The 24,442-nt window shown below is 69.7% G+C and carries 16 protein-coding genes and 2 pseudogenes; 15 read left to right on the forward strand and 3 right to left on the reverse strand.

Going from position 1 to position 24,442, the window contains the following annotated elements; translation table 11 throughout:
- Positions 1 to 1,794, forward strand: a pseudogene (locus ABCR94_RS11505) (hypothetical protein); the annotation flags it as partial.
- 258 nt (positions 1,795 to 2,052) lie between these two features.
- Here the strand turns inward: ABCR94_RS11505 and ABCR94_RS11510 are convergent.
- A pseudogene (locus tag ABCR94_RS11510) lies at positions 2,053 to 3,170 on the reverse strand (IS630 family transposase).
- 168 nt (positions 3,171 to 3,338) lie between these two features.
- Between ABCR94_RS11510 and ABCR94_RS11515 the strand changes: the two are divergent.
- The 5 genes from ABCR94_RS11515 (at position 3,339) to ABCR94_RS11535 (ending at position 13,298) form a co-directional block, all read left to right on the forward strand.
- Positions 3,339 to 3,599, forward strand: a complete 261-nt coding sequence (locus tag ABCR94_RS11515) for a hypothetical protein (protein ID WP_347119156.1) — start codon at positions 3,339 to 3,341, stop codon at positions 3,597 to 3,599.
- Between the two features lie 9 nt (positions 3,600 to 3,608).
- A complete protein-coding gene (locus tag ABCR94_RS11520) occupies positions 3,609 to 10,919 on the forward strand; it encodes a hypothetical protein (RefSeq protein WP_347119157.1) in 7,311 nt (2,436 codons plus the stop codon).
- A 14-nt stretch (positions 10,920 to 10,933) separates the two neighbouring features.
- Positions 10,934 to 11,776, forward strand: coding sequence for a hypothetical protein (locus tag ABCR94_RS11525; RefSeq protein ID WP_347119158.1), 843 nt, complete (start codon positions 10,934 to 10,936; stop codon positions 11,774 to 11,776).
- A 97-nt stretch (positions 11,777 to 11,873) separates the two neighbouring features.
- Positions 11,874 to 12,731, forward strand: coding sequence for a type VII secretion system-associated protein (locus ABCR94_RS11530; RefSeq protein WP_347119159.1), 858 nt, complete (start codon positions 11,874 to 11,876; stop codon positions 12,729 to 12,731).
- 243 nt (positions 12,732 to 12,974) lie between these two features.
- Positions 12,975 to 13,298: a fibronectin type III-like domain-contianing protein gene (locus ABCR94_RS11535; RefSeq protein ID WP_347119160.1), complete on the forward strand. Its 324-nt coding sequence runs from the start codon at positions 12,975 to 12,977 to the stop codon at positions 13,296 to 13,298.
- Between the two features lie 188 nt (positions 13,299 to 13,486).
- On the opposite strand, the gene ABCR94_RS11540 is transcribed toward ABCR94_RS11535, so the two are convergent.
- Together ABCR94_RS11540 and ABCR94_RS11545 are read right to left on the reverse strand one after the other, a co-directional pair.
- The gene (locus ABCR94_RS11540) at positions 13,487 to 15,646 is read right to left on the reverse strand and encodes an MMPL family transporter (RefSeq protein WP_347119161.1); all 2,160 of its coding nucleotides are present in this window, start codon (positions 15,644 to 15,646) and stop codon (positions 13,487 to 13,489) included.
- Between the two features lie 188 nt (positions 15,647 to 15,834).
- Positions 15,835 to 16,329: a MarR family winged helix-turn-helix transcriptional regulator gene (locus tag ABCR94_RS11545; protein WP_347119162.1), complete on the reverse strand. Its 495-nt coding sequence runs from the start codon at positions 16,327 to 16,329 to the stop codon at positions 15,835 to 15,837.
- Positions 16,330 to 16,445: 116 nt separating this feature from the next.
- On the opposite strand from ABCR94_RS11545, the gene ABCR94_RS11550 reads away from it, so the two are divergent.
- The 9 genes from ABCR94_RS11550 (at position 16,446) to ABCR94_RS11590 (ending at position 23,992) form a co-directional block, all read left to right on the forward strand.
- Entirely contained in the window at positions 16,446 to 16,847 is a 402-nt protein-coding gene (locus tag ABCR94_RS11550; RefSeq protein ID WP_347119163.1) for a DUF3662 domain-containing protein, read from the forward strand.
- A gap of 173 nt (positions 16,848 to 17,020) precedes the next feature.
- On the forward strand, positions 17,021 to 18,289 hold the full coding sequence (locus ABCR94_RS11555; protein ID WP_347119164.1) for an NAD(P)/FAD-dependent oxidoreductase: 1,269 nt from the start codon (positions 17,021 to 17,023) through the stop codon (positions 18,287 to 18,289).
- A gap of 32 nt (positions 18,290 to 18,321) precedes the next feature.
- Complete coding sequence (locus ABCR94_RS11560) at positions 18,322 to 19,044, forward strand: DUF1365 domain-containing protein (protein WP_347119617.1); 723 nt, start codon at positions 18,322 to 18,324, stop codon at positions 19,042 to 19,044.
- Positions 19,041 to 20,333: a class I SAM-dependent methyltransferase gene (locus ABCR94_RS11565; protein WP_521976762.1), complete on the forward strand. Its 1,293-nt coding sequence runs from the start codon at positions 19,041 to 19,043 to the stop codon at positions 20,331 to 20,333. Before ABCR94_RS11560 ends, ABCR94_RS11565 begins: the two co-directional genes overlap by 4 nt.
- Entirely contained in the window at positions 20,225 to 21,484 is a 1,260-nt protein-coding gene (locus ABCR94_RS11570) for a class I SAM-dependent methyltransferase (RefSeq protein ID WP_521976764.1), read from the forward strand. Before ABCR94_RS11565 ends, ABCR94_RS11570 begins: the two co-directional genes overlap by 109 nt.
- Positions 21,481 to 22,311: a DUF1295 domain-containing protein gene (locus tag ABCR94_RS11575; RefSeq protein WP_347119166.1), complete on the forward strand. Its 831-nt coding sequence runs from the start codon at positions 21,481 to 21,483 to the stop codon at positions 22,309 to 22,311. Before ABCR94_RS11570 ends, ABCR94_RS11575 begins: the two co-directional genes overlap by 4 nt.
- Positions 22,308 to 23,060 carry an alpha/beta hydrolase gene (locus ABCR94_RS11580; RefSeq protein WP_347119167.1) on the forward strand — a complete coding sequence of 251 codons (753 nt, stop codon included), beginning with the start codon at positions 22,308 to 22,310 and terminating at the stop codon, positions 23,058 to 23,060. Before ABCR94_RS11575 ends, ABCR94_RS11580 begins: the two co-directional genes overlap by 4 nt.
- A 207-nt stretch (positions 23,061 to 23,267) precedes the next feature.
- Positions 23,268 to 23,411, forward strand: coding sequence for a hypothetical protein (locus ABCR94_RS11585; RefSeq protein WP_347119168.1), 144 nt, complete (start codon positions 23,268 to 23,270; stop codon positions 23,409 to 23,411).
- A gap of 332 nt (positions 23,412 to 23,743) precedes the next feature.
- The gene (locus ABCR94_RS11590; RefSeq protein WP_347119169.1) at positions 23,744 to 23,992 is read left to right on the forward strand and encodes a hypothetical protein; all 249 of its coding nucleotides are present in this window, start codon (positions 23,744 to 23,746) and stop codon (positions 23,990 to 23,992) included.
- Positions 23,993 to 24,442: the final 450 nt, after the last annotated feature.

The following is a 24,442-nucleotide window of genomic DNA, read 5'->3' on the forward strand; positions in this document are numbered from 1 at the left end:
GAAAAGATCGACGCGAAGAAGGAATCGGACGACGCCAAGGCCGAGGCGAAGAAGGAGAGGGACGAGGCCAAGGCCGAAGCCGACAAGGAGAAGGCGGAAGCCAAGGCGGAACAGGCCGAGGAGAAGGCTGCCGCGAAGGAGGAGCAGGCCGCGGCGAAGGCTGAGGCCGAGAAGGAGAAGGAGGAGGCGAAGGCGGAGCAGGCCGCGGCGAAGGCGGAGGCGAACAAGGAGAAGGACGAGGCCAAGGCCGAGGCCACGAAGGAGAAGCAGGAAGCTAAATCTGAGGGCGCCGCGCAGCAGGCGTTGGCTCTCTCGCAGGCGGAACAGCAGCGGGCCGAGGCCAAGAAGGCTCAGGACGCGGCCAAGAAGGAGCAGGACGCGGAGAAGGCCGCCGCGAAGGAGGAGCAGGCCGCAGCGAAGGCCGAGGCCGGGCAGGAGAAGGCCGCGGCGAAGGAGGAGCAGGCAGCGGAGAAGGCTGCCGCGAAGGAGGAGCAGGCCGCGGCGAAGGCCGAGGCGGAGAAGGCGCAAGAGGCCGCGAAGGCGGAGGCCACGGCAGAGAAGGCCGCGGCGAAGGAGGAGCAGACAGCGGAGAAGTCCGCTGCGAAGGAGGAGCAGACCGCGGCGAAGGCCGAGGCCGACAAGGAGAGGGAAACCGCACTCGCCCGTAACGAAGAGGACCGGACCGAGGCCAAGCAGCAGCAGGAAGAGGCCCGGCGCGAGTCTGTACAGGAACAGCAGCGGGGCAGGCTGGAGGCCGAGCAGGCGAAGGCTGAAGCGCAGTCGGACTACGAGCAGCAGCAGGCCGATGCCCGGGCGGAGCGCGAAAGCGCCGTGCAGGATGCCGACCGCCAGGAGGCGGAGGCGAAGAAGGAGTTCCAGCAGGAGAAGGCCGCAGCCCAGGAGCAGCGGGAGCAGGCGCAGGAGCAGGCTAAAGAGGACCGTGCGGAAGCACGGCAGGAGTACGACCGTGAGGTTGCCGGCGGTGGCGACGAGGAGAAGGCTCGCGAGAGCTACGACCGTCGGATCGCCGAGATCGACGCCACCGAGCGGGACGCCGTAAAAGAGGCCGACGCTGCCGAGGCGAAGGCCAAGGACGAGTACAACCAGGAGAAGTCCGCTGCCCAGGAAGAGCGGGAGCAGGCTCGTACGGAAGCGGATCAGGCGCGGCGGGACGCCAGGGCCGAGTACAACCAGCGCATGGGCGACATCCAGGCTGAGAGCGACCGGCTGGGGGGCGGCGACAAGGACATCGACGAGCAGATTCGCCAGCGCATCGCAGACCTCCCGGTGCCGCCCGATCTGTCGTCCATGCCGAACGGCGACTCGCAGTATTCCTCCGCGTTCAATGACAACCTCTACAACTCGGACGATCTGGCATCTGCGCTGGGGCGTCCCGAGGGTGGCGGCGGCGGCGCGTCCTCCGGTGGCTCCGGGGCCCCCGGCGGGGGAGGGGGGTCTCCGATGCAGCCGATGATGCGCGGCGGGGGCGGCGGTGAGGGCGGAGGAACCGGCGAGCGCGTCCGAAACGTCATCGAGCCTGGTGTCAACCGTGCCGGCCGAGGGGGCAGCGGCGCGTCGACGGTTGAGGGCCAGGAACACAGCGTGGCTCCGAGGGGCTCGCAGCAGACCGCCAGCAATTCGCCCTTCATGCCACCGATGGGAGGAGGCCAACCCGGCGGCGGGGGCGGGCAGCAGACGGAGAGCAGCGACCGGGAGCGGACCACGTGGCTGCCTGAGGATGAGGATGTCTGGGGCACTGATGACGGTGGTGCGCCCCAGGCTCTGGGGCGATGAGAGCGTGACAGAACGTCATAGTCGACGGGCCGCCGCGATACGTGTTCATTGATCCAATTGGCGGCTCGCGCCGAGATGACACGTCGGGTCGTTGCCACGCTCGACCCTCTCACCAGGATGTCCGCCCGCGGCCCCGCCCGTCGATCGTGGCAGCACGAACAAGCGACAGGGGAGTGCGTAGCCATGGCTGGTAACTACTCGGCTGAAATTCAGGCAATTCTGGCTAGTGCGTTGGCCACGAACGTGTGCCGGGTCTGGTCATGCGGCCTTGGGGCGTGGGTGGCCCCAGCGTTGCTGGCGTTCGCTGCGGACCTTGGCGCGTTCGCGGCGCTGGGCGGCCAGGACGTCGGGGTGCCGCGCGTTGGCGTTGCGCCACCGCAGGTAGTCCTGGAGCTTGCGGGCGAGGACTGTGTGGTTGGGGTGGTTCGAGTTGGCCATGACGAAGTTGCGCAGGGGCCCGAACTGCGCCTCGATCGGGTTGGCCCACGACGCGCTCGTCGGCGTCAGGCACAACTCGACCTTGTTCTTCTTCGCCCAGGTCCGGATGGTCGGGGTCTTGTTCGCCGACAGGTTGTCCATGATCACGTAGACAGGGGCGCCGTCGGGGCGAGCGGCCCGGATCGACTTCAGCGCCGAGAGGCTGTGGTCACCGCCCTTGCGGCGGCGGGTCACTCCCCACAGCTGGTCGTCGCCCAGGGAATAGCAGCCGTGGAAGTACCGGATGCCGTGGGTGCGGTGATAGGTGGCCGGCAGCCGGTCCGGTTTCTTCTCCTGGGCCCAGCCGGAGCCGTGGCAGGGCGGATCGACAGCGGGCCGAACTGGTCGAAGGCGAAACACCGGTCCGGGAAACGACTGGTCACGTGCTCGATGCGGTCGAGTTTGGTGTCCTTGTCGGGATCCTTGGACTCCTTCCAGGTGCGGGTCCGCTGGAAGGAGATCCCGTTCTCGCGCAAGATCTGCCGCAGCCGTTCCCGGCCGATCTTCACCGTCCTCACCCGGTTGCGGGCCAGGTAGTCGGTGAGCTTGCGAAGGCTCCAGTGCGTGAAGGGACGTCCCAGCGTGACCGGGCGGGTCCGGGCCGTCGCGATGATGAACTCGCGTTCGTCATCGCTGATCAGGCGGGGACGGCCTCCCGCCCACCGAGGGTCCAGCGCGGCCAGGCCCTCCTCGTTGAACGCGTGGATCACGTCCCGGACTGTGTCCTCGTGCGCGGCGACCAACTGCGCGATCGCCGTCACGGTGGTCCCCGACGCCGACGCCATGATGATCAGTGCCCGACGCACCCGCACGGACTCGTGGCGGCCCCGCCGAACGATCTGCTGCAGCCTCTGCCCCTCTTGATCAGTCAACCGTCGCGCCCTGACCGGCTCTGCCATCTGCGACCTCACTCATCCTCAACAACAACTACGTTGCATCCAGAGTGAAGCCGACCGACCCCAGCACCCTAAACATCGATCAGCGTGTCGCCAGACCCGGCGAACGTTCGTGGCCAACGCACTAGCTCGGGTCATCTCTCCAACGCCGTCGGATACAGCGAGAAGCTCGTGCCCAACTTCGAGCGCGACAACGCCGAGTACGACGGCTGGTGGGGCGAGGAGGGCAGCGACGACCTCTTCGCCAACCAGGTCGGCGAGCAGGTCAGGAAAGAGCAGGAGGACGTGATCGCGACGACGAATGCCATCACCATGGGTTTCATGGCATTGGTCGACGCGGTGGCCGGTGAGGCCGCGAACGTACAGAAGCCGCAGGATCTGGCGATGGAAGACATCCAGACACACAGCGCGGAAAGCGAATCAAAGCGGTAAATGGCGATCATGTTCTCTCCCGCTCTGCGGGAGTTCATCGAGGTGTGGGTAGGCGCCAACGTCGCCACCGGCAATGAGGACAGAGGCTACGGCAGCCGTAATCCTTATCGTCGGCTGGCCGACGACGTCGGGGCGCTCTCCGACGCGATGAAGGCTGCGATCGACACAGCGGGACAGTCGCTTCCGCCGGAGATCGGCCGTGAGTTCGTCGCCGCGATGAAGACCTTCGTCGACGACGCCGGCCACAACCATCTTGATGACTTTTCCAAGGAGCTTCGAGACATAGGCCGCCGGCAGGTGGACCGCTCGATACAGCTCGCGGAGAGCAAGTACCAGATCCTCCTTGAGTTCATTTTCATGAACCTCGAACTTGCTCTGATCGCCGCGCTCGCCATCTTCACCGGCGGTACCTCCATGACCCAGATAGCTGTGGTCAGGTCGCGTACCGCGCTCTCCATCCTGTTGATCCTCCAGCGGATGGGACACGCTGTCCCGACGCCGATCTCGGCGCTGCTCGAAGCGATCCAGGAAGCATTCATCACGTTCGCCGCCCAGGTCATCTCGATGACCGCGCCGGACGAGGGCCGGCGCCGTACCGATTTCGACTGGACGGACATCGGTAAGTCGGCGGTCGTGGGGGCACTTGCGGGGGCCTTCGGCGGCATCTTCTCCCAGGTGACCGCGCCGCTCTTCAAGAACTTCTTCAAGAGGCACCCGGTGTGGAAGGAGGTGTATGAACTTCCCCATACCTTCATCAACGAGGGCCAGGCCGAAACCTTCGCGGAGACGTTCACCAACCTCTTCTTCCTGGGCACGTTCGCCATCAACCCCGCCACGTTCGTGAGCGCCGGACTCAGCGGGGCCCTGTTCGAGGGCGCTTCCGACGTTGCGGAGTACGGCGGGAAGTGGGCCCACAAGAGGTTCTTCCCGGAACTCAACTTCGGTCAGAACGACATCAATTACCAGACGGGCGGCGGTAGGAGCGGGAGTGTGAGCGGGGCCGACAACAGTCCGCCGACCCCCTGGAAGCCCAGCAATGCCGGTCCCGATGCAAACGCCGGTCTCTACCGCGCCCCGGCCGACTACTACTCCGACCCTCCGCCCCGCCCCAACACGGTTTCCACGTACGAGAACTGGGACGCTCCCGATCCCAGCAACTCCGTCGTCGATGATGTCGACGGCAATGGTTACGCTCCCATCCAGACGGCGAACGGACCCGGTGCGGGCCCCTATGTCCCGCCGTATCGGCCCGACCTGGACGACTCCGCATCGCCTATCAGCGATGTCTCATCCGAGTCCGGTTCCGGTTCAGATGCGGACTTCGACTACGACTCCCGCAGCGATACTTCGTCCGTAACGGATTACGACTCCGACTACCCGGGTGCGGCGGCCGGAGTCGGTGCGGGCGGTGGGGTCAAGTACTCCTCCTCCCCGACGAATTACGACGGGGAAGACTCGAATTACACCGGGGGAGACGCCACCACCGGGGACATATCGGGGAATTCGAGCCGCGAGTCCGTCATCTCCGCGCTCAACCCTCTGGATGCTGGGGGCCCCGGGAACAACCCGTCCGCCGACGCGCTGTCGAACCTCCCCACCACTGCGGGCTCTTCGGCTCCTTCGTCGGTGCCGACCCACTCGTCGGGCACCTCCGATTATCAGGAGCCCGACAGCCTCCTCGGCGACAACGAGGGCATCGCCGCTGCGGACGGCGCACTGTCCGCCGGCCAGCAGTCGGCCTCACCGGGTTCGGACACCGTCGAGTCGGCTTCGGGTCGGCCTGCCGGCGCCGGCGGCAACAGCTCCACTGCAGAGGAGTTCGTGCGGGAGCGGACAGCGGACGGCGAGGCTCTCGCACCGTTGGCCGGTGACATGGACATGGGCGAGGACGCGGATGCGCTGTCCTCACTCCCCGCCCGTGCGGAAAACTTGGTCCCGGACTCGGCGGCCCAGCGGTCGCCGGACCTCAACACGCAGGCGGCGAGGGGCCACCAGGCCGGCGACGGCACCGCCCCTGCCCCGCGGACAGGGTCGAGCCCCGGTCCGGGGGAGCAGGCTGAATCGGACCTCGCCGCCGAGGTAGTGGCCCCGGCCGACACCGTGGTGGCTCCGGCGGCTCACGCAGTGGCGACCGACGTCGCCTCCGCCCCTCACCGCCCCGCGGCCGGGGCGCACCAGCCGGCGCCCGGCCCGGTCACCACGCCTGAGAGCGACACGGTCGTGGAGAAGACTTCGTACGTCCCCCAGCAATCGGAGGAGTCGGCCACCGCAACGCCGGTCCCGGCCCCCGTCGGCACCACCGCAGGCATACCCGGCGGCGGCGCCCGCGCGGGCGACTCGCAGGCCGCGGCACCGCAGCACCGGCTCTCGGCCTCTCCCGGCGATGCTGACGGCCCGCCGCAGGTCCGAGAGGAAACGCCGCCGCCGTACCGAGCTGTGCGGACCGAGTCCGAAGCGCCCCCGACCGTATCGACCATATCCACGGGCTCAACCGGCGAGACCCTGATGCAGTCGGAACAGCCCGCCGCAGCCCAGGAGACGGCCTCGGACACGTCCGTGAGGCGTGTCACCAGCGCCCCCGCATCGGATCCGGGGGAGTTGTCGGACGAGCCGGACTCCGCTCCTGCACCGATGTCCGCGACGGTGCCTCCGCCGACTGCCCGGCAGGGGATCGGAGTTGGTCGAGGAGCCGGTCTCGGTGGCAACAAGGTGTGGCGTTCGCCGACGTCGGTCGTCTTCGGGGCCTCGCTCGTTCCCGGGCCGGCTGTCGGCGCCGGCCCGGTGCTGCCCAAGCTGGTGTCCGACAGTGCGGCGGACCGGAGCATGATCGTACTGACGGCGGACCCGGCGCAGTCGAGCGCCGAGGACGACTGGGCACGTACCACTCCTCCGACGCTGGCGGCGGGACGGCCCGTCGCGCACGTCATCACACAGGAGGGCACGGCCGCCCCGTCCGGGAAGGGCCGGGAGACCGGGGCGGTTAGGACCATCGTCGAGTCGAGCGACACCAGCAGCAGCGGCAACGTCCGGAGCCTCCCGTTCGCCTACGGGCGGACCTGGCTGCTCCAGGACTCCAAGAACCCGGCAGCCGCATCGCAGACCTTCACCCCGAAGTTCACGCTGACGCACAACCAGGAAACCGTCGTCGTGACCATCCCGGAAAACTTCACCGCGATGTCCACGCTGGCCTTCTCCTCGGAGCCCTCACGCGCCTACGACTACGGGATGCGGTGGGAGTTCATGGCCGTGCCCGTCGACGGCACCCCATCCACGGACCCGGACAACGACTGGAGCGACGCCGAACCCTCGCCGGGCAGGCTCGCCACGTGGTTCCCCCACTACCTCACCGAGAACGTCCCGGCGCGCCCGTTCGGACCTGTGTCGCCGCACGACATTCCGGCGGACCCGCGGACCTTGATGCATGAATTCCCGCTCTACCGGGTGGACACCGTCCGCGATCCGGACGCGATCCTCGACGCTATCCTCGCGGCCGACCAACTCCGCCCCCACCTGCGCCGACTGTCGAAGGAATCCGCCGACGAACTCCGCGTCTTTCTCGACGAGAACAACCAGCGCACCGGCCTGCCGCTGATGGTGGCCGGGGCGTATCTCTCACCCATACTCCTGGACCGCAGCGGCGAGCCGATCGGCTTCCTGGAGCTCTCGGCAGAACTGCTGGCTCTGTACGCCGACCTGCTGGCGAAGTCGAACAATGTGCTGCTGGAGAGCAGCCTGCTGCACCAGATCGGTGCCAAGAACGCGCTGTCGGTCTCCAACGCCGCCAAGGGCGGATTCACCCTCACCACCAACTTCCTGGGCGACGCGAACCCGGACGGGAAGTTCGTCTTCGGCGGCGGCTACAAATTCCAGCAGACCCGCAGCCTCAACTCCGGCGGGACGGCGTACGACTGGTTCAGCCTGCTCAGCGAAAACCACCTCCTGGTGGACTCGGACATCGTCTTCCGGGCGACGCTCGTGCTCGCCAACGGCGGCAGGACCGAGCCGTTCGAGCTGCCGAGGCCCAAGGGCCAGACCATGCGGGTGCCCAGCCAGGCCGACGCGCAGGGAGTCCCGCCGCGCCCCGGCGAGGAGCTTCACCTCCCGCCGGAACTGGTGGCCCTGCGCTCGCTCGGCATCTCGGCCACCCCGCTCAGGGTCACCGGCACCGAGCCGCTGTTCGACCAGCTGACGACCCTGCTGCGCCGCAACGGATTCCTGGCACCCTCCGAGCCTCAGCGTCTTGACTGGCTCAACGACAGCGCCATCCAGTACGCGTGGCTGGCCAACGCCCGCAAACTCACCATGGCCCGCTCGCAGATCGGACTGCGTGGCGCACTCGGCCAGATCATGGACGGCGGCCACCCCCTCTACTTCGACCTGCCGTTCAAGTACGACACCTGGCGGATCAGCGCGCACCTGACCGTGGCGCCGCAGGCGGGCACCTACCCCACCCACCGGAAGAATCTGCCGGGCCTGTTCTCGATGAACGCGAACGGCATGTCCGTCGCGGGCAGCGAAGGACACAGCTCCAACCACTCGCTCTACGGTGACATCTCCGCCGGGCTCGGCGGCGAGGCCCCCGACGACTGGACCGTGACAGGCGGTATCCCCTACAGCGCGAGCGGCACGCAGCAGATCATCGGCAACACCGCGGGGTCGTCGTCCGGGTTCAGCCTCGACATGCTCACGGTCTCCGCCGCCGGGCTGGCCCTGTTCGACATGCCGGCCACCTTCGCCATGGGGGTGTTCCAGGGCAACGGCGACACCCCGCTGACGACTTTCGATCCGACACACGGAAACATCTCCCTCACCGTTCCCCCGGCCCGGACCCTCGATACGCGGCCCGCCCCGCTCGCCCCGGCCAGCAGCCGACCGGCGACCGATGAAGACTTCCGCAAGGCACGGATGCTGCCGGACGCGGGCGGCGCCCGGCCGCAGGATCTGCTGCTGCTCCCCGCCTCGGCCCATGTGAATCTGGTGGCGGGCAGCGCCGCGCTGACCACGGCGTTCAAGCAGCTCGTGGCGGGCACCCAGCCGGGGCATCCGGAGCCCGGCGCGTTCGCCCAGATCGTCCAACGGGCGGCCGAGCGGGGCTCCAGCCTGGCCGACGTACTGCCGATGGCCGTCACCTGGCCCGCGGGGATGCTCAAGGAGGGCGCGGGGTGGCTGAAGGACCTGACCGTCGGCAAGCCCATGTCGGACGCGGAGAGCACGGCGCAGGAGGTGGCGCAGAACGTACTGTCGTCGACCGGCCTGCTCTCCCGCGGCCCCCAGATCTTCCGCGGCGTCTACATCTTCGACGCCGAGGCCGCGGGCTCCCTGGTGGGCACCGACATTCAAGGAGAGGTACGCGGTTACCTGCACGGGGCGGTCTACGAGGGGCCGGGCCACCCGCACGAGGACCCCAAGGCCACCACATACATCGAGAACGACCTCACCACGACGGACTCCGCCTCGCGCGGGACCACCTTCAGCCGCTCGGGGCAGGCGGCCTTCAGCGTGACCGGCACCCACGCCGGCGACGGGAGCGTCACCCTCCTGGGGAGCGGCGGCCGGAGCTCGACACGGTCGGGGGGCGCGTCGGACACCGACTACGCGTTCACCGACCGGATGCACTCCGAGGCCCATCCCGAGAACAGGCTCCACGGGTTCCGGGCCGACGCCACGTACGTCATCGTCCTGAACAAGGGCCACCGCAACGCGGTGGCGAACAGCGTCGGGCTCGGCCCGCACAACACGGTGGCGACCGCCGTGCACGTACCGGGCGCCGTGGTCTTCTGGGTCAGCGAGACGGCGGTCAGGAGTGATCCGCAGCTCGCCCGCCTCGCGGGGATCGCACCGGCCCAGCTGCCCATGGACCGGCTCCTGCCGCCGTACTTCGCCCGGTCGGGCGGCAGGTCGCTGGGGTTCGGGACCGTGCCCGACGCACTCCCCACAGGCGGGCTTGACGACTTCACCCGGGCCATCCGGGCGGCGGTGGAGCGGGAGGCGCCCGGCTCCCTCACACCGGGCAGCGGCGCCCACGTGCGCGGGCTCGGGCAGCGCATCGCGGACGTCAGTGGCGTGACCGGCCTGCGCTCACTCGCGTCGGCCGGCGCGAACCACTGGCAGCGTTTCCATATCCCCTACCGAGGCCGTACGGGCCTGCACCTGGTGGAGGTGGCGCTCAACGCCCGCCCTGCGCCGGGCACCGATCTGCGGGGGGTACACGGCCAGCTGCTGCAGTGGTCGGGCCAGGAGAACATGTTCTCCGTCGCACCCAGCGCGGTCACGCGGATCGCCTCACAGTCAACGGCGTTCACCCTCAACCTCGAAGGGGACGGCGGATATACGTCCCTCCCTGGCGTAGGCAGGACGGGCAGCGCGGGGGCCGCGCCCTCCTTCTCCACCGCGAGCACCCGGAGCACCTCCGAAACCAAAACCCGGCACAGCCAGACCTGGCCGCGCACCTTCCGGCGCGCCGCGGACTTCCAGCTCACGTACGAGTACCAGGTGGACGTCTCCTCGGTGCGCCTGAACGACTCGGCCCTCGGCTTTCTGGCCAACCGGGTCGCATCGCTGGGCAAGCTGACGGAACTGCTGGCCGACGGCGTGGTCTCGGCGAGCGACACCGTCGGCCTGACGAGCTGGATGGACAGGAACCTCGGCCGGACAGGGGACGGGCAGAACACGCCTGCGCTCCCCGTCCCTGTCACCAACTCCGGGCAGCCCCCTGCGCCGCTCCCCGCACCCAGCCCCGCCCCCGCAGCCGCCACCCCGGTCACCGTCACCCTCAGGTTCCCCGGCAGCGAAGCCCCGGTGGTGCGCGAGGACGGCACCGTGGAGCTCCCCGCCCCGCCGCCGGTCCTGATCACCCTGCATGTCCACCCGGCCGACCCCCGCGACCCCCGGTACTCCGCCTCACCGGCAGGCGTCGCGGCCGGCTCGGGCTCCGACCCGCGCGCGCACCTGGACCGGCTGGGCGAAACCGCGCGGTGGACGCCGACCCAGCCGCTCGCCGTGTACGACTTCGACGCGCTGGACGAACTCACCGCCGCGCTGAACACCGTCGACCCCGGCCTGCGCGGCAAGGGCCTGCCGAAGACCTCGCTCTCCGCCGAGGCCACCATGCGCCGAATCGCCCACCTCATCCGGCGCGGCAAGGTCACCCTGACCCCGGCCCAGGCGTCCAGGTTCACCGGCAGGGAATCCTCCGGTGGCTCCGCGCACCTCGTGACGACGCTGTACCGGCCCCAGCTCGAAAGCCTCAGCAGGGACGTCGTCTCCCAGGGACTCCGCACGACGACCCACAACATTGCCACCAGCTCCAGCCGTCCCTGAACGCCGTCCGGCAGGTGCTGAAGGACGGCGGCACCCTCGGCGGCGCCCTGGACGCTCAACAGGCTGCGCTTCCCACCGACATCGTGCTTGCGCTGCACGCGGCGGACCGCGCGGCCGACCTCTCCTATCGGCCCGTCGAACTTGTCCTGCGCACCGTCGGCGGACGGGTCCATCTCCCCTTCACACCGGCGGTCCCGGTTCCGACGGTGCTGGTGATGCCTCCGGACGACGAGCCGTCGTCGGACGCGGCGCGTGACACGGGGACGACTGCACCGCCGGTGCTCGACGGGACCCGACTGAGCGTGCCGGAGGGTTCTGAGGCGCCCGCGCGAGGTGCCCCGCCGGCCATGGCAGGGTCTGGCGCGAGCTTCGCCGAGGCCTTGGCGGACGTACTGCGCCGGGGCGAGCCCCAGCTGTTCGACCAGATCCCGGCCCTACATCCGTTGAGCGGCGCTGATACCGTCCACGAATGGCTCGGCAGCCAGATCGCCGAGGACGACATTCCGGAGGACGCGCCTCTGCCGAACGCGCGGGACAGCGCGACGGTTGACGAACTGGTCCGCATAGGAATGGAAATGACGACCAGCCGACGCACCCAGGCCGAGATGCTCGGCGGCTCGCTCCAGATCGCCGATGCCGGACGCACCCGGCTTCAGCGGTTCCTGCTGCTGCTCGATCGGTCCTCGGCCCGTAATGACTACCTCTTCGAGGTGTACGCGGCCGTGGCGGCACGGGTGCTCGGCGTCCATCTCGTGATCCACCACCCGGACGGGGACATCACCCACTTCGGTACCGGGAACGAGCCCACCCTCGCCGTGTCCATCGGGGTGCCCGACCGGAGCGTGGGTGGCTTGTAACCAACGAAGTGCCCGCAGGCACATCAAGCACCCCCCAGTACATCGAGCGCGCCGGACAGACCAAGCAGTGAGCCGGTCGGTGAGTGAGGAGGACAGAATGACTGAGCCCAGCGGTGCAGCCCCCGCCATGGTCGACGAGTCCGAAATGCCGGAGCCGCCGAAGGAGTTCGTCGACGCGGCCAAGCTCGCGCCGGACCACTGGCTGTATTCGATCGACCCCGCCTGGCAGGGCGAAGGCCCGCCACCGGACTGGGCCGTGGTGGGCCAGTGGCGCTCCGACCTCGACGGCGTGATCGTGGAGTGGGAGGACAACGAGAACTACCAGCCTTCTCCGGAGGCGCTCGGCTGGCCGGAGCCCGCCGACGACGTGGACGCGGCCATCCAGCTCGCCACCACGGGCTACGGCCCCGCGGAAGGCGTCACTTCGGACCTGGTCAAGGCCGAAGTGGCCGTGTTGGTCACGGCGAGCGGCGAACCGGTGAGTGCGTCGGCGCCCGACGGCACCCCGATAGTCCCGGTCTTCACCTCGCCGCGTTACCTCCACCTCGCCGGGCGACTGGGATACGAGCAGGTGTACGTTCCCGCGCTCCTCGGGCGCATTCCGGAGGGGCACAGCCTCTGCATCAACAGCTCGGCGCCGGTGAGCATGATCATGACGGCCGAAGGTCTGGCGGAGATCGCCGCCGCGGCTGCGAAGGCAGCCGAGGAGGAGACTGCCGGTGGAGAGACATCCGGAAGAGATACACCCAAGGTCGAATGGCCCACGACGGTCAATGCCGGAGAGCACGCGACACTCCGGGACGCCCTGGCCGCGGAGGTTGACGGCGAATCCGACGGCGAATCGGACGGCAAGTCGGACGGCGACCCGGACCGTGAACCGGATGACGAACCGGACCGTGAAGCGGGAGTCGTCGACCTCCCCCTGCCGGAGCCCGACGCCAGAGACGCCCGGTGAGCTGCGGCACCGGAGAGTGGACGAACATGCCCTGGTGGACGGCGTGTTCAGGCGCGAGATGGACGATCCGGCCGTCGTCCATGTGAACCCGCCCTGCCACTACGGCCGGATCCGGCTCACGGCCGGACAGCCGGTGGCCGTCGTGGCACGCCGGAAGTTCGCGGACGACACGGGCTGCGCCGTCCTGGCCGCGGCCTCGGCTACACGACCTGGCAGTAAGAGGAACTGGCAGCCCCCGCCCAGGTGTTGGAAAGCGGTGCCTTCGCCGTGGCCGTCCAGGTGCGCAACACCGGTGGTCGGCGCGGCCGGGAGGTGGTCCAGGTGTACCTGGCGAACCCGGCGTCCAAGGTGGAGCGCCCACAGCGGTGGCTCGCCGGGTACGCGTCGGTCGAGGCGGATCCCGGCGAACAGGTCACGGCGACGGTACGGATCCCGGCTCGGCTGCTGCGCCACTGGTCGGGGAGCGACCGCGGCTGGTGCGTGGAGCCCGGTCCGTACAGCGTGCTCGCAGGCCCGTCGGCCGATTGGGGGGAGAGAAGTGGGGGAGAGTGCTCTCCAGCAAAGTGATGCTTGTCTGCCCGCGCCGGGAGGGTCAAGGGGGAGGGCATGGCTTTCTGGTTCCGGAACGCCGGCCGCGCACCGCTCGTAGCCGGACGGCCGACAGCCTCAAAGCCGTTCTACACAAACGCTGGTGATGGAGTGTCAGGAGTGAAAGCCCTCTGCCCACCCGTGGGGGCCGGTCCGGGCGGCGCGGATCAGGTCCGCGCGCTCTGCCCTTCGGCGGGCGGGTCGACCCGCCTGTCCCGACTGAGCGATCCGGGCCACCAGGCGAGGCGCCCGATGTCACGCACCAGGGCCGGCACCAGCAAGGACCGTACGACAAGAGTGTCCAGCAGTACGCCGAAGGCGACGATGAACGCGATCTGGAGCAGGAAGGCCAGAGGGATCACCCCGAGCGCGGCGAACGTCGCCGCGAGCACCACGCCCGCTGAGGTGATGACCCCGCCCGTCGCGGTGAGCCCACGCAGCACACCCTGGCGGGGGCCGTGGAGCAGGGACTCCTCACGGACCCTGGACATCAGGAAGATGTTGTAGTCCACGCCCAGGGCGACGAGGAAGACGAAACCGTACAGCGGCACGGAGGAGTCGGTTCCGCCGAATCCGAGTACGTGCTCGAAGACGAGTGAGGAAACCCCCAGGGTGGCCAGGAAGTTGAGGGCGACCGTGGCCACCAGCAGCACCGGCATCAGCAGCGAGCGGAGCAGGCCGATCAGGATGACGAGGATGATCGCGAGGACGACCGGCACGATGAGCAGGCGGTCGTGTTCCGCGGTGATCCGGGTGTCGTACTGCTGCGCGGTGTACCCGCCGACCAGCGCGTCGGCGCCGGGCACCGCGCCCACCGCAGAGCGCAGCCGTTCGACGGTGTCCTTGGCTTCGTCGCTGTCGGCGGCGTCCAGGAGAGTCGCGTCGATGCGGGCGCGACCGTCGACGACGAGGGGCGCGCCCGAGCCCGGCCGGCCCGAACCGGTGACGGGGGAGGCCGTGGCCACGCCGTCCGTCCGCTTCGCCGCCGCTGTCACCTGGGGCAGCCGCCCGGCCCGCGTGATGATCACCGCGGGGTTTCCGGAACCACCCGGGAAATGCTCGCCCAGCGTCTGCTGGGCGGCCACCGAAGGGGCGTCGTTGACGAAGATCTCGTCGAGCGGAACACCCTTCGCCGTCAGCGTCGGTGCGAAGGCCGCGCAGGCGAGAAGTCCCGCCAGGGTGATGGCCCACACCTTCCGCGGGGCCCGGTCGACCAGTTGGGCGACCCGGTTCCAGATGGTGTGTCCGGATGCCTTCTGGGCGGCGGACTTGGGCCGGGCGGGCCAGTACGCCGCCCGGCCGAGCAGAACCAGGACCGCCGGCAGGAAGGTCAGGGCGCTGAGTACGGCGCAGACGATACCGATGGCGCCGACCGGCCCCAGGGCCCGGTTGTTGGTGAGATCGCTCAGCAGCAGGGCGAGCAGGCCGAGGGCGACCGTGGCGGCGCTCGCGGTGATGGGCCCGAAGGACTGCCGCATCGCGGCGCGCATGGCCGCCGTCCGGTCGCCGCGGGACGCCAGTTCCTCACGGAAGCGAGCGGTCAGCAGCAGCGCGTAGTCCGTGGCGGCGCCGATGACGAGGATGGACAGGATGCCCTGGACCTGGCCATCGACGCGGACGATGCCGTGATCGGCGAGCGCGTACACGATCGCGCAAGCCAGACCGAGGGCGAGGACCGCGCCCAGGATGATGACCAGGGGCAGCAGGACGCTGCGGTAGACCAGCAGCAGAATCAGCAGGACGGCCGCGAGTGCGACACCGAGCAGCAGGCCGTCGATGCCGGCGAACGCCTCCGACAGGTCGGCCTGGCTCGCCGCTGGACCCGCCGTCTCCACGACGGTGCCGGGTACCGTTTCCGCGGCCTTTTTGATCTCTTGGAGTGTGCTGGGCAGATTCTCGCCCAGGTCCGGCCGCAGTTGTACGACGCCTTGCAGGGCCAGCCCGTCCTTGGAGGGCAGCGCGGGGGAGACCTCACCCACCACGCCGGGACCGCCGGCCAGCGAAGCCAGCGCACGGGTCGCGGAGGTCTGCTGCTCCGGTCCGAGCCGACGGCCCCGGCTGTCACCCTGACCACTGGCCCCGCTGCCGCTGCCGTCGTCCGCTGTCCAGATCACGATCGCCGGGAGCGTCTCCTCCTGGCGGAAGTCCTGCTGGGCGTCGATGACTTGGGTCGACTCCGCGTTGCGCGGCAGGAAGGCCGCCTGGTCGTTGGTCGCGACGTCGCCGAGTTTCCCGGCGTAGGGGCCGAGCATCCCGCCGATACCGATCCAGGCAATGAGCAGAACGACCGGGACCAGCAGGCGTGCCGACCGAAGGGCGGTGAACATCGGACTCCCAGGGGTGCGGAAAGTAGCTCGCGGAAAGTAGCTCAATGAATAGTAATCTCAATGATTGAGAGAGTGTAGGGCGCCGGACACTAACAGGCAGGAGAAGGGCGGACGAGGGGAGGCCGATCGGCTCCACAACACCCCTACCGCGCAAGCCGGCGGTTCGGATGCGCCAGCACCCGGAGAATTCAGCGGCGGAGCACGCGCAGCCCGGCCATCTCGTCGTTCATCGCCGCGAGGAAGCGCAGGATCACCGACTGCTCGTCCTCGCTGAACCGGCTGCGGGCACCCTCGGTCGCCTCGGCCAGCGGCAGGAAGTAGGCGCGCGCAGCCGACCTTGCGCCTTCCACATAGTGCAGATGGATCACGCGCCGGTCCGTGCTCTCCCGTGACCGGCGGATGTGCCCGGCCCGCTCCAGACGGTCGAGGCACGCGGTCACGGCGCCCGAGGTCAGCCCCAGATGCTCCCGGAGCCGGCCCGGCGTCAGCGGCGCGTCGGCATCGAGGATCGCCGCGAGCGCCTGGACGTCGGTGGGGTGCAGGCCCTGACCGAGTGCGAAACCGTGGACCAGCCGGTTGATCTCAGCGTTCATTCGGCGCAGTTCCACCGCGAATCGCTGAAGATCCGCTGCCGGACGGACCGGGGCTGCGCCCTGGGACTCGGGATCGTCTGTGCTGGCCACACGCTCAGCCTATAGAAGCCCGGAGCGTTGTCTCCAGCGCCAGGTGGGCCCGTCAGCTCTGCGCTCGGCGCGTCATCCCGATGGGTGAACATGCTTCGTCCCCACACGGGCACCCGATGGCGATGGGAATCCTGGGCAACTTCGAACGGATGATGGAGCGTCGGGTCACTGCCCTGTGGGCCTCGCTGGCCCGGTCGGAGCGGGAACGGGAACCGGTCGAGGTCATGGTGATACTGCGCCGGGAGTGCGACGTAAACGCCATGATCCTGGGCTTGGGGCGCACCCTTGTGCCCAACGCGTTCACTATCGAGCTGCCCGAGGAAAGGTACCGGCAGCTCGATGTGCACGCGGCGCAGCTGGGCCGGAGGCTGTCGGTCACGGTCCGCAAGCACGCCGCCGAGCAGTGCTACAGCTTCGCCGGGCCTGTGACCGTGAGCTTCCGGACGGCCCCCGAGTCCGACGTCACGCGCTACCGCATCCGCAGCCGCGTTGTTCCGGCCCCACGCAGAGAGCGTTGAGCGACCCCGTCCCGGCGCGGCCCGCCGGCCCCACCTCGGCCCGGCCGCTCATCCTCGCCCGCACAATGCCCACCGGCCCGACCAATCCGATCGACTCCGCGCTTCGAATAGTCACTGATCGGCGCGCGCGCCAAGAGCGCGGTGCCCGGCAGGACTCAAAGGGCGGGAGACCCATGAAGCGGCGGAGCGTAGCAGTGGTGGGCGGGGGTGTGGCCGGCCTCACCGCTGCCTACGTACTGCAGCGGGCCCACGACGTCACCCTGTACGAAGCGGACAACCGGCTCGGGGGGCACGCGCACACACACGATCTGTCCACCGCCGACGGACGGCCGCTGCGGGTCGACAGCGGTTTCATCGTGCACAACGAGCGGACCTACCCCCTGCTGCTCCGGCTGTTCGCCGAGCTCGGCGTCGCCACCCAGGACTCCGACATGAGCATGTCGGTACGGTGCGACGGCTGCGGCCTGGAGTACGCGGGCGCCCGCGGCCCCGGAGGCCTGTTCACCGGGCGCAGGACGGGGCGTGCCGCGTACCTGCGGATGCTCGCGGAGGTGCCCGCGTTTCACCGTGCCGCCCGCCGCGTCCTCGGCTCCGCGACCTCCGGGGGAGAGGCGACGTACACCCTCGGACAATTCCTGGCGGACGGTGGCTACTCCCGCTACTTCGTCGCACACTTCGCCGTCCCGCTCGTCTCGTCGGTCTGGTCCTGCGCGGCCGACACCGCCATGCGCTATCCCGCCCGCTACCTGTTCCGCTTCCTGGACCACCACGGTCTTCTGTCCATCAGCGGCTCGCCCCAGTGGCGGACAGTGACCGGCGGCTCGGTGGAGTACGTCGAGCGGATCGCCAAGGAGCTCAGCACCGTGCGTACCGGCACCCCCGTACGCGCGGTGCACCGGTTCGACGACGGGGTTCGCGTGGTGACCGACGACGGTGTCGGCCAGGACCACGCGGCGGTTGTCATGGCCGTCCACCCGGATCAGGCGCTGCGTGTTCTGGCCGCCCCCACGGACGATGAGCGAGACCTGCTCGGCGCGTTCACCTACTCCCGCAATCCGACGATCCTGCACACCGACACCACGCTGCTGCCCCGCGCCACGAGGGCACGCGCGTCGTGGAACTACTTCATGCCCTCCTGCGAGGCACCGGCCGACGCCGTGCACGTCAGTTACGACATGAACCGTCTGCAACGCCTGGGAGCGGGCAACGACCATGTCGTCACCCTCAACGCGGACGGGCGCGTGGACCCGGCCAAGGTGCTGGCCCGCATGGTGTACGAACACCCCGTCTACACACCGGAATCCGTCACCGCGCAGCAGCGACTGCCGGAACTGAACACCGGGGTGACCGCGTTCGCCGGTGCCTACCACGGCTGGGGATTCCACGAGGACGGCTGCCGGTCGGGCGTCGAGGCCGCCGCCGCGCTCGGTGTCCGGTGGTGACGGCCGTGAACGGCGCGAAGGCCAGGCAGTCGGTGCCCGCCCTCTACGACTGCGTCATCTCCCACGCCCGCACCGCCCCCCTGCGCCACAGCTTCCGGTCCCGTACCTACCTGTGGCTGGTCGACCTCGACCACATACCCGTGCTGCCCCGCGCCCTGCGCCCGCTGGCACGCTTCGACCCGGCCGATCACTTCGGTGGCACGGCCCCGTCCATCCGCGCGGGACTCGACGCCTTCCTGGCCGCCAACGGTGTGCGGCTGGACGGGGGACGCGTGCTCATGCTGGCGCACGCCCGGGTGCTCGGCTATGTCTTCAACCCGATCACCGTGTACTGGTGCCACGACCGCGCCGGATCCCTCGTCCGGGTCGTCGCCGAGGTCCACAACACCTACGGCGAGCGCCACTGCTACCTGTTGCGGACCGACGAGGACGGCAGGGCCGAGGTGCCGAAGGATTTTTACGTATCGCCCTTCTTCCCCGTCGACGGCAGCTACCGCATGCTCCTGCCCGAACCGCGTGAGGATCTGGGCCTGACCGTCCAGCTGCGGCGCGCCGAACAACGGCCGTTCACCGCCACCGTCCGCGGAATCCACCGACCGGCCACGATCCGGCGACTCCTGGGCGCGGCGTTGCGACGCCCCTGGTCCACGGCGGTGGTCGCCGCCGGCATTCGCCACCACGGCATCCGTCTGTTCCTCCGCGGGCTCCCCGTACAACCCCGCCCCCCGCACCGAACACAAGAAGGCATGAAGTGACTGTCTCAGCAGAGCGCGCCACCGACCGGGATCTGTTCGCGCCGACGCACAGAGCGGCGACGGATGCGGACAGGTGGCCGGACGTCGCCCGGCTGCCGCCCGGCTCCCGCGCGCGGACCGCCGCCACCGCTCGCATTCTGCGCCGCGCCTTCGCCCGGCTGCCACTGCGCGTGCAGTGGGGCGAGACACCTGCGGCAGGCAGCGGCCCGGTGCTGCGCGTGCGGGATCCCGACGCGTTCTTCCGGCGCATCGGGACCACCGGGCTTGTTGGATTCGGCGAGTCGTACATGGCCGGTGAGTGGGACGCGGACGACGCCGTCGGCGTACTGACCGTGCTGGCCACCCACGTCGACGACCTGGTCCCCGGACCCCTGCGACGGCTGCGCGCACTGTGGGTGCGCCGACGGCCGGCCGAACAACGCAACACCGTCACCGGCGCGCGGGACAACATCCGCCGCCACTACGACCTTTCGAACGACCTGTTCGCGCTGTTCCTCGACCCGACGATGTCGTACTCCTCCGCGATGTTCCCCACACTCCCCGCGAGCGGGGCGGACTTCGCGGCCGCCCAGCACCACAAGATCGACCGGTTGCTCGACCTGGCCGAGGTGGGGCCGGGAACGCGCCTGCTGGAGATCGGTACGGGATGGGGCGAGCTGGCGCTGCGGGCCGCGAAGCGCGGCGCCACTGTGGTGACGGTGACCCTGTCCGCCGAACAGCGACACCTCGCCATGAGCCGCCTGCGGGACGCCGGTGTCGCCGACCGGGTCACCGTCGAACTGTGCGACTACCGGCACGTCCAAGGAACGTACGACGCGGTGGTGAGCGTCGAGATGATCGAGGCCGTCGGCGCCGACTACTGGCCGGTCTACTTCTCCACCCTCCGGGAGCGCCTGGCCCCCGGCGGCCGGATAGCTCTCCAGACGATCACGATGCCGCACGAGCGGATGCTGGCCACCGGCCGCACCCACACCTGGATCAGCAAATACATCTTCCCCGGCGGCCTGATCCCCTCGATGACGGCCGTCGAACGGGAGTCGGCCGCCGCGGGCCTGACCATCGGATCGGACCACGGCTACGGCGAGCACTACGCCGAGACGCTGCGGCTGTGGCGTGAGCGGTTCTCCCAGCAGGAGCTGAGCGTCGACGCGCTGGGCTTCGACGGCACCTTCCGCCGCATGTGGGACCTGTACCTGGCGTACTCCGAGGCAGGGTTCCGCGCCAAGTATCTGGACGTACGGCAGCTGCTGCTGACCGCGAGCACCACAACCCGAGGAGCTGCCCGATGACGCCCGTCGCCACGCAGCCGGGCGAACTCGGCCTCGCCGAGGCCTATATCGCCGGTGACATCGACGTGGAGGGAGACCTGGCGGCCGGCCTGAGCGCCGTGTGGGGGCAGCTACGCGACCGCGGGCCGGGCGCTCCACGCCCGCGCCCGGCCGACCTGGCCGAATTCGCCGCCACCGCGTTCCGGCTCAAGGCCGTGGGCCCGCGCCCACCCGCACCGGGAGCGGCACGCGCCCGGCTCCGGGGCACCCTGCACAGCTCGTCGCGCGACCGGGCCGCCATCAGCCACCACTACGACATGTCCAACGAGTTCTACGCGATGCTCCTCGACGAGACCATGGCGTACTCCTGCGGCTACTGGACCCGGCCCGAAGACCCCACGTATGGCCTCGCCGACGCCCAGCGCGACAAGCTCGATCTGATCTGCCGCAAGCTCGGTCTCACAGCCGGCGCCCAGTTTCTCGATGTGGGCTGCGGGTGGGGTGCGCTGAGCCTGCATGCGGCGCGCGAGTACAAGGCCCAGGTCACCGCGGTGACCCTGTCCGCCGAGCAGCGCGACTTCATGGCCGCGCGGATCGAGGAGCAGGGCCTTGGCGGTCTTGTGGAGGTGGAACTGCGGCACTACCGCGACATCGAGGGCGGCGGCTACGACGCGGTGAGCGCGATCGAGATGGGCGAACACGTGGGTGACGCGGAGTACCCGGCGTTCACCGCGCGCCTGCACGGGCTGCTGCGCCCGCGCGGCCGACTGCTGGTTCAGCAGATGTCCCGCGGAGCCAACGCGCCGGGAGGCGGAGCCTTCATCGAAACGTACATCGCTCCCGACATGCACATGCGGCCCGTCGGCCGCACGGTCGACCTCCTGGAATCAGCGGGTCTGGAAGTCCGCTCGGTGGAGTCGCTGCGCGAGCACTACGCCCGCACCATCACCGCCTGGTACCGGACACTCGAAGACCGCTGGGAGGACTTCGTCGCCCTGGTCGGCGAGCCCACCGCGCGGGTCTGGCGGCTGTACCTCGCGGGCAGCGCACTGGCCTTCACCGAACGCCGGATGGGCGTCGACCAGATCCTGGCGGTACGCCCCACCCGGGACGGGGTCGCGGACCTGCCCGCCACCCCGCAGGCCTGGTACGGACAGGACGCGGCGCGATGAGCGGCTTCCCGTGGGCGGCGTTCGCCGCCAACCTGGCGGCGGCCGCGGGCGCCGCACTCGCCGTCATGCTCGTCGTGTTCGCCGTCGCCACCCGCAAAGGCATGCACCGGCTCGTGGACGTCGCCTGGGGCCTGGCCTTCACCGCGGTGGCCGTCGTCTCGTACGCCATGTCCGCCGGACACGGGGACGACGTCGGGCGCCTGCTGATCACCGTGGCGACGGCCGCGTGGGGCGTGCGGCTCGCCGCCCACATCGCCCGGCGCGGACGCGGCCACGGCGAGGACCCCCGCTACGAACGCATGCTGGCCAAGGCGTCCGGCAACCGGACCCTGTACGCACTGCGCACGGTGTACCTCCTCCAGGGCGCACTGGTATGGCTGATCTCGCTGCCCGTCCAGGCCGCGCAGTACGTTCCCGTACCCGTCGGCCCCCTGGCTGTCGTGGGCATCGTGATCTGGGCCATGGGTCTCACCTTCGAGGCGGTCGGTGACCATCAGCTCGCCCGGTTCAAGGCCGACCCGGCGAACCGGGGGCGCATCATGGACCGCGGACTGTGGAGCTGGACCCGCCACCCGAACTATTTCGGTGACTTCCTGATCTGGTGGGGCCTGTTCCTCATGGCCTGCGGCAGCTGGCAGGCCGCGGCCGTGTCCGTGGTCTCGCCGCTGGTGATGACGTACCTGCTGACCCGCGGCAGCGGCAAGCGACTGCTGGAGGACCATATGGCCGACCGCCCCGGTTTCGCGGCGTACGTGGCAAGGACGAGCGGATTCTTCCCGCGCCCGCCCCGCCGCCCTGCCGCACACGGACAGCGGGGACCTCGATGACCCTGCCCGGCGAGCAGCACGTCGAGACCCGCGAGGACGGCCACAGTGCCCTGCGGCTCCACTCGGCCCCGTACTCGCCCCAGGGGGCCGTCCTGCTGCTGCACGGAGGCCGCGCGGACGCCCTGGGGCCGCCACCGCTGCTCAACCTGCCCGCCGCCCGCCTGCGGCCGTTTCGCGGCGCGATCCGGCGGGCGACACGCGACCACGAGGTGCTGCTCGCGGCGGTGCGCTACCGCCACCGCGGATGGAACGGCTCGCGCCAGGACCCGGTGCGGGAGGCGCGTGAGGCACTCGACGAGCTGGCACGGCTTGCGCCGCTCAAGCCGGTCGTCCTCGTGGGCCACTCCATGGGCGCCCGCGCGGCGCTCCGCGTGGCCGAGCACCCCCAGGTGAACGGGATCGTGGCGCTGGCCCCGTGGTGCCCGCCGGGAGCGCCCGTCTCCCAGCTCCGCGACAAGCACGTGATCGTCCTGCACGACAACCAGGACCGCGTCACCGACGCCCGCGAGTCCTGGGACTTCCTGCGCAGGGCCCGGCGCGCGGGCGCACACGCCTGCGGTATCGCCATGCCGCACGGCGGGCACGCGATGCTGCGTGACGCGGGCGCCTGGCACCGCCTCGCGGCCTCCCTGACCGAGGGCGTTCTGGGGACGGCGCCTCTGCCGCCCGGCGTGATCGCCGCGCAGCTGAGCACCGACAGCGCGGTGCTCAGCGCCGAGAGCGTCCTTGAGGAGCTGTCCCGCCTTTAGGGGGAGTCCAGGGTGTGTCCAGGGGGCGGCCAGTAGGGCGGCCAGTGGGGCGGCCAGTGGGGTGCCGACGACCAATCCGGGGTCCGTTCCGCAACGAATCACAAGTGAAGGGCTCCTCAATCAGCACCTGTCGGACCGTTTCGGCACCAGCGCTGCCACCGGGGCCATCGTGACCCAGGGAGCTCGTCGCGCAAGGGACTGATTCGGATGACCGACCAGGAGTTCGACGAGATCATGGCGGAGGCCGCCGAGTGCCGACGCCGCGTATCGTTCCCGGCGTCCTCGTCCGCGGACGACGACCCGTACGCGCAGCATGCCCAGCACGCCGAGTACGGAGGCTCCGCCCACTGACGACGGCCACCGGGGCCGAAAGGCAACGGTCGAAACTGCCGCCCCACGGTCTGTAAGGGGATGGGGAGACGGTGCGTCAGTTCAGAACGCACGGCAAGACCGGGGGCATCCGGAGCACAACGGAGCGGAATATCAAGTGCGGTGGCGCTGATCGGCGCCACCGCACTCGTCGTTCCGGGGCAGCCCGCCGAGGCGACGACGGGAGCGCCGCCGCCGAGCCCGGGAGAGGTGATCCCGGGACAGAACACGGCAACACCCGCACTGGTGACGGGTGTTCATGAGCAGGCCCCGGCCACGGGGAGCGCGGCGGGCGCCGCGCGTACGTCGTACGCATGGAAAAGAAGGGTGGCAGCCGCACCGTCACCGGAACCTCGGGCAAGTACTTCACCGGGCTGACGACGGCCACAACGGCCGAGGCCGGCTCACCCAAGGACGACGCCACGCGCAAGGGCCGGGTCTCCTGTAACCGGGGTGAACAGCTCTCGGCCGCGGCGGCCGGCAGTCAGGTGCTGTGGATCGACGCGACCACCGGCTCCAGCGAGATGGTGACGCGCACCCGGCCCACCGGCAAGTGCGCCTGACCTGACCCCGCAGTGAGCGAAGCGGCCCGCCGGACAACAGTCCGGCGGGCCGTCGGCTTTGTCCGCCCCGGACTCCGACGGTGACCTCGGCGGAGACTTCGGCGAGTGCCCGGCGAGAACACGAATGAGAATCCGACGGGCCGCACTCGAATGGCTGTAGGAATCGGCTGCCCCCGACTCGGGAAAGAATTCGAAGCATATCGGCATTCAGATGACCCTGCGGGCGAGTCTGGCATGATTCCCGACGGCTGTCTGAGAAGGTTCACTCCTGTTTTATTGCTTGAACAAACATGGAGAGCCAAACATGTCGAAGTCGGCGGGCTTCGCTGCGCGCGGCGTCCCGGGAGTGCCGTTCCACCTGGTGCCTCCGTTCACTCCGCTTCGCAGCGCAGCTTCCTCGGACCTACGGGAATTGGTCGGAGATTCGCTCAGACTTTTTGAAGTTCACCC

It is taken from the genome of Streptomyces changchenzhani, assembly GCF_039766235.1.
Lineage (GTDB): Bacteria > Actinomycetota > Actinomycetes > Streptomycetales > Streptomycetaceae > Streptomyces.